Source organism: Lewinellaceae bacterium (assembly GCA_020636105.1).
In the GTDB taxonomy this organism is placed as follows: Bacteria; Bacteroidota; Bacteroidia; order Chitinophagales; family Saprospiraceae; genus BCD1.
The window spans coordinates 912,703-924,707 of record JACJYL010000002.1 but is presented as its reverse complement, the minus strand read 5'-3'; the positions used below and the strand labels follow the sequence as shown (position 1 = coordinate 924,707).

Sequence of the window (12,005 nt, the reverse complement as noted above, 5' to 3'; positions counted from 1 at the left end):
TTGAAAATTTCAGGCATTGCTTTGTACTATAGGAATGAAATTATTATAGAATATTTTTTTCGTAGTATCCAGGTTCAGTTTAGCGTTTGAGAGTTAAATTTTTCTGTGTGATAAAACAAAAGGGTGCCATACTGTAAGTTTGGCACCCTGTTTTTTTAAGATATCCATCCTTTTTCTTTCAGTGAATTGATTTTTTTAAATAAAAGAAAAAAAAATAAACAGTCTAAAATGTGAAAAGATAAAAATGATTCAGACGATATTTAATAGATTTAATTGATTATCAATTGTTTGTATTTTTTCTATTGGTTTTTAAAAATACAGTAAATAGATAATTTGTACTATACTTACGATAAGAATAAAACGATATTTGTATCAACAATTAAAATGAGGGCAAAAGGCCCACTAATAACAAATCATAAACAGACCTAAACGAGGGCTTTCTACCAAGCAAATGCATGTTCTATTCCCATGAGCGATGCAACATAATCTCATAAAAAATTCAAAGGGATATCAAAGGATATCCTATTTGGTATGTAGATAGCCTCTCAAAGTTTTTTTGAAACCGGTTCAAATGAGCCGGTTTTTTTATGCCCCTAAGTCTGGGTTTCCTCGGGGAGATATTTCTAAACAAGGCTTTTTTATCTGTGGGCATAAGATAGAGGTTACCTTAGGGAAATGTAAAATTTAGAATAATAAATTAAAAATGTAAAAGTGTTGATTTTTAGTGATTTACATGATTAAAATTGTCAATTTATTTTTGAACTGTTCCTTAGTGAAGTTAACCTTAGCCTTCTTTTTATTCATTTTTTTTGATATCCACAGCTGTTTTTTTAATAAATAAACCAACTTTATTTAAATCTTCCTGAAAGTGTATTTATGTTTTTTTTAAAAAATAAACGTTAAAAAAATTATAAATAATTGAAAATTAGGTTCTTGTGGCTATTTTATTAAGTACTTTTTATACAGTAAAAGCGTAATTTGTACTATAACACATTTGAATTTAAACCGATATTTGAGGTATGAAAGGGATGAAGTTGAAAAAAGAAGGGTGGCGGAAAGAAAAGATTGATGAACGCCACGCAGCTAAGACTTAGCCTAAAAAAGAAATCCTGTTCATATTAATTATATGAACAGGAGCATAATCCTCTGATAAAAGAATCAAAGGGATGTCAAAGGATATCCATTTTGGTATGTAGATAGCCTCTCAAAGTTTTTTTGAAACCGGTTCAAATGAGCCGGTTTTTTTATTTTGCCTCTTAATGAAAGCAAAGATATAAAAATAAAATTGAATTTCAAAAAGACTTTACCGTTCCTTTGCAATTTCCTAACGTTTTTACGATCCTTGAGGCCTTTTTCTGTTAAATTGGCCTTTGTTTTTACAATTTCCGTGAAGATTTGACTTCCAAATCCGATAAATTTGTTCTTTCTTGCAGAAAATTTTCTAGTATTAAGTCTTAAAAAATAATAATAATGCAACGATACCTGATTGCCCTGCTTTTTCTGATGTTCTTTTCTTCTTTTCTATATGGACAGTCAGGGAAGGCAAAAGTTACCGGGATCATTACCGATGCTTCATCAGGGCAACCTGTTGAATTGGTGACCGTATATATAAAAGGGACCTCGAAAGTTTCTGAATCAGCTGAAAACGGGCGTTATTCTATTGAGGTGCCGGCCAACGAATCTTTTGAACTCGTTTTTTCTAGAATTGGATATATTGAGGTGTCCAGTATCATTGAACCCATTCCGTCCCAGCGTTCCCGTCAGGTGGATGTTATTCTGGCACTTTCCGATTCGGGGCTCGAGGTGGTCGTCAGGCAAAGTAAAATTGAAGATTCAGGGGTAGTGAGGGAGGATGTCAGCCAATTGAAATTATTACCCACCACTACAGGGAACCTGGAAAGCGTTTTGCCACACATTGCCCTGGGAACCAATAGCGGTTCCGGTGGTGAACTTAGTTCTCAATACAATGTGAGAGGAGGGAACTACGATGAAAATCTCGTTTACGTCAATGATTTTGAGATTTATCGCCCTCAGCTTATCCGGGCCGGGCAGCAGGAAGGACTCACTTTCGCCAACGTCGACCTTATCAAGGATCTGACTTTTTCCTCGGGGGCTTTTGAATCGAGGTACGGGGATAAATTGTCTTCGGTACTGGATATTAAATACAAACGCCCTGATAGTCTTAAGGCTTCAGCCGGGGTCAGCTTTCTCGGTGGGTCGGCTCATGTGGAAGGCAGCAAAAAACTTGGGGGCAGTAATTACCGCAGATTCAGATATCTGGCCGGCGCCCGTTACAAAACAACGCGTTATCTTTTAGGAACCCTGGACGTTGACGGAGAATACCAGCCTAATTTTACCGATATCCAGGCTTACCTCACCTACGATCTTAATTATAACTGGCAAATCGGCCTTATGGGAAACTACAATCGCAGTGTTTTCCAGTTTACGCCACAAAGCCGGAATACGGCCCTGGGGTTGATCAATTTTGCCCTTCAGCTGTACAGTGTGTTCGACGGGCAGGAAGTGGATGATTTTACCACCAGCATGGGGGGATTGTCATTGACTTATCTTCCTAAACGCGACCATAATCCATTTTACCTCAAGTTTCTCACCTCAGCTTTCCAGAGTTATGAAAATGAGCGAATCGATATCATCGGCCGTTACAGCCTTAGTGAGATCGAAACGGGGTTGGGCAGCCAGGCTTTCGGCGAGGTCATTGCGGAATTGGGTACGGGCACCCAGCATGAGTTTGTCCGTAATGCCCTGGATGTTACTATTTACAATTTGGAACACAAAGGAGGTGTAGAATTACAATTGTTTCCTAAAGACGTGGAAACTACAGCGAGTAATTTCGTCCAATGGGGAGCAAAATATCAAAATGAAAGCATGAACGACTGGATCAATGAATGGGAAAGACTTGATTCAGCAGGTTATTCATTGGAATACGATACGAACGATGTCCGGTTATTGTCTGTACTGAAAACGAGGAACAATCTCCAGATCAATAAATTCACCGCTTACGTCCAGAATACTTTCAGCTGGAGGAAAGAAAGTGTAGCGGAAATAAAGGCCTCTGCCGGGGTGAGAGCCAATTACCGGGACATCAACGGTGAACTGACGATTTCGCCTCGCGCCCAGCTTCTGTACAAACCATTGGGCATCCAGCGGGATGTGGCTTTCCGCCTGGCAGGTGGGCTTTACGTACAGCCTCCCTTCTATAGGGAAATGCGTGGTTTTGACGGTACCGTCAACACCGGTCTGTTGGCCCAAAAGTCTGCTCATATCCTTGGGGGCATGACGCTGGATTTTTACCTGGGCAAGGTGTATCCTAAAAAATTCAAACTCATCACTGAAATTTATTACAAAAAATTGTGGGACCTCGTTTCCTATGAAGTCGATAACGTACGCATCCAATATTCCGGACAAAATGACGCCACTGGTTATGTTACGGGATTGGATGTTCGACTGAATGGGGAGTTCGTTCCTGATGCTGAGTCCTGGATCAATCTTTCATTGCTCCGGGCCAGGGAAAGTCTCAACGGCATCCAGCACATGGAAAGGGATATCGGCCAGCCGGATACCACATTTGTCAAAGATGTGCCCCGCCCTACGGACCGCTTCCTCAATTTGTCCATGTTTTTCCAGGATTATTTGCGGAACAACAAAAATTTCAAGGTGCACTTCAACTTTAACCTGGGTACCGGGCTGCCTTTTGGGCTAAAGGATAATAATCGTTATTTCAGGAATACTTACCGAATGTCGGCTTACCACCGCGTTGATATTGGATTTTCCTATGCCTTGTGGGATGAGTTCAAAAGAAAGAAAAAACCCAATCATTTCCTGCGATTCACCCGAAGCTCATGGATCAGCCTTGAAGTGTTTAACCTGCTGCAGGTGCAAAACCAGGCAGGCAATACCTGGATCAAAACGGTCTTTAAACAGCAGTATGCCATTCCAAATTATTTAACGTCCAGAAGGATTAACCTGAGGTTAAAAATGGATTTTTGATTTACTGCATTGTATAAATACTATTGCTCCGGAGCATTAGTATTTATATAATGCACCAAATTACAATTTGCAAAGCTGTTTTCACCTGTTCAACCAGTTTGATCAGGGTTCTGATCCTTGATTGAACAGAAAAAATATATTGCATCATTTTTTTACGCGCTGCCTTTGAGTCTCGGTGTAAAAAGGTTATTTTGTCGGACAAAAATCAGCGTCATGGCAAAACCCGAATGGTATCTTAAACTACTTGTATTTATCGCTTTTGGGGTGGTTACCCAATCCGTAAACGCTCAACAAATCAATGACTGGGAAAACCCAAAAATCTTCGAAATAAACAAAGAAGCACCTCATGCGACTTTGTTCCCTTTTGAAAGTCAAAAAATGGCACTCGCCAATAACCTGGGGGATTCCGAATTCTTCCGGCTGCTCAATGGCAACTGGAAATTCAATTGGGTCAGCGATCCTGCTGATCGCCCTACAGATTTTTATAAAACGGATTTTAATGACCAGTCCTGGGGAACCATCCCTGTGCCCGGGAACTGGGAAGTCAATGGATTTGGCATTCCCATTTATGTCAATCAACCCAACGAATTTCAACCTAAAAATCCCACTCCACCATATATTCCTGATGGATATAACCCTGTAGGTTCCTACCGAAAGACTTTCTCTATCCCCGGCTCATGGACCAAACGCCAGGTTTTTCTTCATTTTGGGGCCGTGAAATCGGCTTTTTATCTTTGGATCAACGGAAAAAAAGTGGGTTATAGCCAGGGGAGTAAGCTGCCGGCAGAGTTTGATATTACCGCATACCTCCAGCCAGGACAAAATCTTCTGGCGATTGAAGTGTACCGATGGTGCGACGGGAGTTACCTGGAAGCGCAGGATTTTTGGCGCATCAGTGGCATTGAAAGAGACGTTTACCTTTGGGCGGCCCCCAAAATACATATTCGGGATTATTGGGCAAAGGCCGGTCTGGATGACAACTACCAAAACGGGGTGCTTGACCTGGAATGTGAAATGGTCAATTATGGAGATCCTGTTAAAGATCCCCTGACCATAGAGCGATCCTTATTTGATGCAGCGGGCAACCTCGTTTCATCAGGGGTCCAAACGATCATGCCGGAAGGACCATCGACCATTGTGAAAGCCAAATCATGGAACTTACCAAATGTAAAACACTGGACTGCAGAAACGCCCGACCTTTATACTTTGTTACTGACATTAAAAGATCATGAGGGAAACCAACTGGAAACCCTTTCCACCAAGGTGGGCTTCAGAACCGTCGAGATCAAAAACGGACAATTGCTGGTCAATGGGAAAGTGGTTTTTATTCGTGGAACCAACCGCCATGAACATGACCCTTCTACCGGGCATGTGGTTTCCAAAGCTTTGATGTTAAAAGATATTGAGCTGATGAAGACCCACAATCTCAATGCTGTGAGAACTTCCCATTATCCCAATGACCCTTACTGGTATGAGCTTTGCGACAAGTACGGGATTTATGTGGTGGATGAGGCTAATATAGAATCTCACGGAACCGGTTACCGGCTCGACCGCACCCTGGGCAACAATCCCGATTGGGCGGAAGCTCACCTTTCCAGAACCCGCAGGATGGTGGAACGCGATAAAAATCATCCGAGCATCATCATCTGGTCGTTGGGCAACGAGGCCGGGAATGGATACAATTTTTACCAGGATTACCTGTGGATCAAAAACAGGGATGATTCCCGGCCGGTTCAGTATGAACGTACACAGATTGGCTGGGGTGCCAATGCCTATATCGAGTGGAATACGGATATCCTGGCACCCATGTACCCTGATCTTCAGGGAATGACCCACCTGGTAAATGCCCATCCCGAACGGCCCCTGATCCTTTGTGAATATGCCCATGCCATGGGCAACAGCGTTGGCAATTTCCAGGAATACTGGGATCATATTTATGCCAATGAACGGATGCAGGGCGGGTTTATTTGGGATTGGGTCGATCAGGCGCTTTACAAAAAATTACCTGATGGAAAAATTATTTTTGCCTATGGAGGCGATTTTGGGCCGGAAGGTACGCCAAGCGACAACAACTTCCTGTGCAACGGATTGATCCAGCCGGACCGTAGTATCAATCCTCATTTGCTGGAAGTCAAAAAAGTCTATCAGCCCGTTTACACTAACTGGGATGATCCGGCGTCAAAGACCATCAGCATACAAAATTACTACAGTTTCAGCGACTTAAGTCATTTATACCTGCATTGGGAAATATTGGAAAACGGTCTGGTGTCCGAAAGTGGAAACATTCAGGAACTCGACGTTGAGGCAGCCGCTAAAAAGGTAATTGCCCTTCCTTATCAATGGAATCCGTCAGGAAAAGAAACCTTTCTCAACCTTTCTTATCGTTTTAAGGATCAAAAGGATTTTTATGAAAAGGATTTCGAGGTTGCTTTTGAACAACTGCCATTGGCCAGTGCGAAGGTTTTGCCTCCGGCCATAGTTGTCACCCCCGGCAAGGTTTTACTCGTGGAAATGGAGGGAGAGATCAACGTAAAAGCGGCTGGTTCGGAATGGATTTTTGACAAATCAACCGGAAAAATGACCAAGTGGAACCACGGCGGAATTCCTGTGCTTTCAGACGGTCCGGAACCAGATTTTTGGCGACCTCCCACAGATAATGATTATGGAGCCGGTTTACAGAAAAAATTAAAAATCTGGCGTACGGTCTGGCAGGAGCGTCAAAATACCCAGGTCACGGCAGAAAAAATACAGGGAAGTTCCATTGTCAGGATCAAAATCACAGCCGATTTATTGAACGAAGATGCTCAATGGAAAACCATTTACAGCATTTATCCTGACGGGCGCATCAAGGTGGAAAATGAGTTGAATGCGCTGGGTGGGAACTATCCCATGCTCCTGAAGTTTGGTATGAAAATGAATTTGCCCAAAACAATGAATGTAATGGAATGGTATGGCCGTGGGCCCCAGGAATCCTATGAGGATCGGAAAACGGGGGCACTGATCGGAATTTACAAGTCAAGTGTCAGCGCCCAGTTTCATCCATACATCCGTCCTCAGGAAACCGGGAATAAAACAGATGTTCGCTGGTTGAAATTATCTTCCGGTTCGGGAAATGGCCTCATGATCAGCGGGGAAATGCCTCTGAGTATTTCGGCTCTGCATTACCTTCCCGAAGACCTGGATGACGGGGATGAAAAGGGTCAGTCTCATGCTGGAGAATTGACCGAACGCGACCTGACTTGCCTGCAGGTCGATCTGAAACAAATGGGCGTTGGCGGCAACGACAGTTGGGGCGCATTACCCATGCAGGCCTACCAATTGCCATATCAGAATTATCATTATTCCTTTTGGATGCAGGTGTTTTAGGATTTGTGTTTAATTAATTTTTTGTTAAATTGCATGGAATGAACTTTTTAGCCTCAAAGTTCATTTTATAAATAAAATAAATTATGAAAGATATTCAATCCGAAAAAATACTTCTAATCCAGCAAATTCTTGAAGTGACTGATGAGGGTTTGCTAAATGCGTTGAAAAAAATGTTGGAATTTGGGCTTAAAAATCAAACAGGTTCAACATCAGCTGATGACTTTTGGAATGATTTAACTTCTGAGCAAAAAGAAAAAATTGAATTGGCTATCCGGCAGCTGGAAGAAGGGAAAGGTATCTCTCATGATGATGTCATGGTGGAGTTTAGAGAAAAGTACAAAGCATGAGTTTTATAGTTATGTGGTCGCCGGAGGCCAAGAGTGAATATGCAGAAATATTGTCCTTTATTGAACAAGGCTGGGGGGAAGGTTCAGCACTAAAATTGCTTGATCGCACTGAAGAAATTATTGACCATATTTCAAGACACCCTAAAATGTACCCGTCAACTTCTGTCAAAAAAAATATTCATAAAGCAGTCATTACGAGTAATCTTTCTTTGATCTATAAAGTTAAACCCAAAGCAATTCACTTATTGCATTTTTGGGATAACAGGAAGAATCCTCAAAACTTAGAAACGCTTTAAAATAAATTGACATATTTTTGGGAAGACTCCTCTTAGGGACGGAGTGAAGCGTCGAAAAATATGTTAATTTATTTTCATTAAATCTCTTTGAGGAATTGATTAAATATAGAACTCAATGATCGGACATTTAAACCTGAAAATAACAGGAAAAGTACAAGGCGTGTGGTTCCGAAAATCCACCGGTGATGAAGCGTTGCGCCTGGGATTAAAAGGCTTTGTCCGGAATGAACCGGATGGCTCCGTTTATGCAGAGGCCGAAGGCCCGGAAGACCTCTTGAATGAATTCGTGGCCTGGTGTAAAAAAGGACCTATGCTGGCCCGCGTTTCAGAAGTACAAGTGACAGAGGGACCGCTGGAACATTTCACAGCTTTTCGGGTGATTCGCTGATCAAAAACGCATTCCGGTGAGCACCTGGACAAAATTAAACGAATATTGAATTATAGTCAGCTACCACGTCCTTCAGGTCCGGGCATAAGAAGTAATCAGTAAAACCGAGGCCTGAAGATCGGCGTAGCTGAGTCTGTCGGTTTGATTCGTTTGAAATTGTTCTTTTACTTAATTTGCGTTAAAAGCACCCTGAAAAACAAAGAGCAGTTTCAAATCATTGAAACTGCTCCCTGAATGCTGTAGATTAAATGTGGACTAGCCCCCGATCCAGGAAAATTCGTATTGTTTTTCCGGAATTCTCAACCTTTCCGATATTCTGTGTAAACGTGCGGGGAGCGCCATCAGGTAATCCCTCGCTTTTTCAGCAGACTCGTTCAGCCCTTTTATGTTGGAGATGTCCCATACTTCCAGTAAATGGCTGAGAATATCTACGTAGTCTTCAGCAGTATAGACCCGAATCCGCTGGGCGGCATCGGAAAAGTGGGTAAATAATTCCCCGATGGCGCCCCCGGTTTCTCTTAGGAAGTGAGCCGGCATCACGATTTTCTTGCGCATCATATCTTCAAAGGCGATCATCATCTCACTGGGATCAAATTCAAAAATGCGGGTTACAAAATCCATATAGGCATTGGCATGACGCGCTTCATCTGAAGCAATAACGCCACACATTTTGGCCAATTGCGGATTGGAGTATTGTTTGGCCAGGGCCGCAACACGCCTGTGGGAAATATTGGTGGCCTTTTCCTGGAAACTCGTGTACACAAAATTTTTATAAGGATCATGGCTGGTGCCAATATCAAATCCGTCATTGATCAGATACTGGGTGGAAATTTCCACGGCCCGCATATTCACCCGACCACTCAGGTAAAGGTATTTGTTGAGCAGGTCTCCATGACGGTTTTCTTCCGCCGTCCAGGCTCTGATCCATTTGGTCCAGCCGTTTTCCCGGTCTTCAGGATCCACTCCGTCAAGGGCCATCAACCAGGTTTCGTAGGTAGGAAGGGCTTCTTCCGTGATGGTATCTCCAATTAAAACAGCCAACAGATCGTAATCCATTTCTTTGGCGAGTTCCTGAATTTCTCTGACTTCTTCAAAAAAATCGGGATTTTGTGCATCGGGAAGCAAGTCGGAAGGCTGCCAGTTTTCCTCTATAGGTTTCAGGTATTTGGCCACCAGTTCACCCATTGATTTCTCAATGGTTTTCATCACTTCCAGTCTGATATTAGGTAATTTCATAGGTATAAAACAGATTTTGTCAATTCGAAGAATACACAAAGGTGACGAAATAAAAGAGAGATTCCAAAGAACACTTTCATTTTTGAATTCCCCGTAAAGGGTTGGGTATTGAAAAAGGGAAGAAAACATCAGAGCCTTCTTCCCATTTGGCAGGTCATTATTTATTAAAAGAAAAGATCAGAAACTACCGCACTACGAATCCGTTTCCGAACCCTTTTTCCGCATTCACAAACCCGAGTTTACCTTCCTTGTTTTCGGCCATGAGTATCATGCCTTCTGACACAATACCTTTCATCGTTCTTGGTGCCAGGTTCGCCACGACGATGACTTGCTGACCGATGATCTCTTCCGGTTTGTAAAACTCAGCAATGCCGGAAAGAATGGTCCTTTTTTCATTGCCCAGATCGATGGTCAGGTTCAGCAGTTTATCAGCCTTGGGTACCTTGGTTGCTTTTATGATCGTGCCCGTCCGGAGATCCGTTTTTGAAAAAGTATCAAAAGTGGTTTCAGGTTTGATGGGTTCGCGCTCCTCTGCCTTTTCGGCTTCGAGGATCCTTGCCAGCTTTTCTTTCTGGGCTTCCACCAGCTCAAGGCGACTGCTGTCTTTGCGGTCGTTGATCTTGGGGAACAAAATTTCAGGTTCGCCGATCTGATGACCGGTTTGAAGGAAAGGTTCCCCTGCCGCCAGCTGCTCCAAAAGCGTGGTTAAATCTCCGTTTTTGAGATTTTCCTGTCCCAGTAATTTCCGTATCCGTGGAGCGGTAAACGGAATAAAAGGTTCGCTCAGGACTGCCAGTAATCCCATGATCTGCAGGCTGAAGAACATGGCATTTTTAACCTCCTGGCTTTCCGGGTCTTCTTTCCACAATTTCCAGGGTTCGTTTTCCTGGAAAAAGATGTTGCCATAGGAGGCTATTTCAATAAAAGCTCCCGAAGCCGCCTTAAAACTAAAAGCATCCAGATTGTCTGTTATTTCCTTTACCAATTTGCGCAGAGGCTCATAGGCAACGTTGAGGTCAAGGGTAGATTCAGGAACGGTACCTTCGTAGTATTTGTTGGTCAGGGATACCACCCTGTTGATGAAGTTGCCCAGTTTGTCGGCAAGTTCCTTATCGTAAAAATCGACGAAATCATCCCATTTGAAATCAGCATCACGGTTTTCAGGCATATTGCGCAACAGCACATACCGCAGCGCATCTTCCTTGTTGGGGAAGTCCTTAAAGGTTTCGAGGTATTCGTGTTGTTCAATACCCCAGCCTTTTGATTTTGAAAATTTGCGTCCCTCGAAATTGAGAAACTGGTTGGCCGGTACATTTTTCGGCAGGGCGAAATCCCCGTAAGCTTTTAACATGGACGGAAAAACGATGCAGTGAAAAACGATGTTGTCTTTACCGATAAAGTGAATCAACTCAACGTCTTCTCCCTTCCAGTAATCTTCCCAGTTTTTCCCATTTTCAATGGCCCATTGACGGGTAGAGGAGATGTAACCGATGGGGGCATCGAACCATACATACAGTACTTTTCCTTCCGCACCTTCTAAGGGTACGGGGATTCCCCAGGTAAGGTCGCGGGTAATAGAACGGGGTTGAAGCCCATGATCCAGCCAGGAACGGCACTGACCCACGACATGGTTTTTCCAGGACTTGGGATCGTGATGTAATTTGCCATCGAGCACACCTTTGTCGATCCATTCCCGGAGCCAGCCTTCGTGTTTGTCGAGTTTGAAGTACCAGTGTTTGGTGGGCCTTAGAACGGGTTTTTTACCACTGAGGGTAGAAATCGGGTCAATGAGTTCGGTGGGGGAGAGGTCAGAGCCGCAATTTTCACACTGGTCGCCATAGGCTTCCGGGTGTCCGCATTTTGGGCAGGTCCCCGTGATGTACCGATCGGCCAAAAACTGATCGTAGGATTCGTCGTAATATTGTTCTATTGTTTTTTCATCAAACTCATCTCCTTTATCATACAGTTTTTTGAAAAATTCCTGTGCTGTTTCTTTATGAAGATCCGAACTTGTACGGTGGTAATAATCAAAGGAAATGCCCAGTTTTTCAAAAGTGGATTTGTTGAGTTCGTGGTATTTGTCGATAATCTGTTTCGGTTCAATCCCTTCTTTTTTAGCCCGGATGGTGATAGCTGCTCCGTGTTCATCAGAACCACAGACCCAAACTACGTCCTTGCCCAACAGCCGCAGGTAGCGCACGTAAATGTCTGCAGGGAGGTAAGCCCCTGCCAGATGCCCCAGGTGTAATGCCCCATTGGCATAGGGCAGGGCGGAGGTGATCATGTATTTTTTTGCTGTACTCATTTTTCTTTGTGTAAATTTTACGACCGCGAAGGTACGTTAAAAAATGCCTCTCCTATAGT

Annotated in this window: 7 protein-coding genes; 5 read left to right on the top strand and 2 right to left on the bottom strand. The window is 43.2% G+C overall.

Going from position 1 to position 12,005, the window contains the following annotated elements:
• Positions 1-1,470 precede the first annotated feature (1,470 nt).
• The 5 genes from H6571_20790 to H6571_20770 all read left to right on the top strand — a co-directional run bounded on the left by H6571_20790 (position 1,471) and on the right by H6571_20770 (position 8,405).
• Positions 1,471-4,008, top strand: a complete 2,538-nt coding sequence (locus H6571_20790) for a TonB-dependent receptor (GenBank protein ID MCB9326190.1) — start codon at positions 1,471-1,473, stop codon at positions 4,006-4,008.
• A gap of 213 nt (positions 4,009-4,221) precedes the next feature.
• Entirely contained in the window at positions 4,222-7,374 is a 3,153-nt protein-coding gene (locus tag H6571_20785) for a DUF4981 domain-containing protein (protein ID MCB9326189.1), read from the top strand.
• Positions 7,375-7,457: 83 nt separating this feature from the next.
• Positions 7,458-7,721 (top strand): hypothetical protein, encoded by a 264-nt coding sequence (locus tag H6571_20780; protein MCB9326188.1) that lies wholly within the window; start codon positions 7,458-7,460, stop codon positions 7,719-7,721.
• Positions 7,718-8,017, top strand: a complete 300-nt coding sequence (locus H6571_20775; GenBank protein MCB9326187.1) for a type II toxin-antitoxin system RelE/ParE family toxin — start codon at positions 7,718-7,720, stop codon at positions 8,015-8,017. Before H6571_20780 ends, H6571_20775 begins: the two co-directional genes overlap by 4 nt.
• A 115-nt stretch (positions 8,018-8,132) precedes the next feature.
• Positions 8,133-8,405: an acylphosphatase gene (locus tag H6571_20770; protein ID MCB9326186.1), complete on the top strand. Its 273-nt coding sequence runs from the start codon at positions 8,133-8,135 to the stop codon at positions 8,403-8,405.
• 255 nt (positions 8,406-8,660) lie between these two features.
• Here the strand turns inward: H6571_20770 and H6571_20765 are convergent, their stop codons facing one another.
• Positions 8,661-9,641: an acyl-ACP desaturase gene (locus H6571_20765; protein MCB9326185.1), complete on the bottom strand. Its 981-nt coding sequence runs from the start codon at positions 9,639-9,641 to the stop codon at positions 8,661-8,663.
• A gap of 184 nt (positions 9,642-9,825) precedes the next feature.
• Entirely contained in the window at positions 9,826-11,946 is a 2,121-nt protein-coding gene (metG, locus tag H6571_20760) for a methionine--tRNA ligase (GenBank protein MCB9326184.1), read from the bottom strand.
• Positions 11,947-12,005 lie beyond the last annotated feature (59 nt).

Excerpts from the sequence above, each read along its gene's own strand:
- H6571_20790 (MCB9326190.1), top strand. The coding sequence starts at position 1,471 with ATGCAACGATACCTGATTGCCCTGCTTTTTCTGATGTTCTTTTCTTCT.
- H6571_20785 (MCB9326189.1), top strand. The coding sequence starts at position 4,222 with ATGGCAAAACCCGAATGGTATCTTAAACTACTTGTATTTATCGCTTTT.
- H6571_20780 (MCB9326188.1), top strand. The coding sequence starts at position 7,458 with ATGAAAGATATTCAATCCGAAAAAATACTTCTAATCCAGCAAATTCTT.
- H6571_20775 (MCB9326187.1), top strand. The coding sequence starts at position 7,718 with ATGAGTTTTATAGTTATGTGGTCGCCGGAGGCCAAGAGTGAATATGCA.
- H6571_20770 (MCB9326186.1), top strand. The coding sequence starts at position 8,133 with ATGATCGGACATTTAAACCTGAAAATAACAGGAAAAGTACAAGGCGTG.
- H6571_20765 (MCB9326185.1), bottom strand. The coding sequence starts at position 9,641 with ATGAAATTACCTAATATCAGACTGGAAGTGATGAAAACCATTGAGAAA.
- metG (MCB9326184.1), bottom strand. The coding sequence starts at position 11,946 with ATGAGTACAGCAAAAAAATACATGATCACCTCCGCCCTGCCCTATGCC.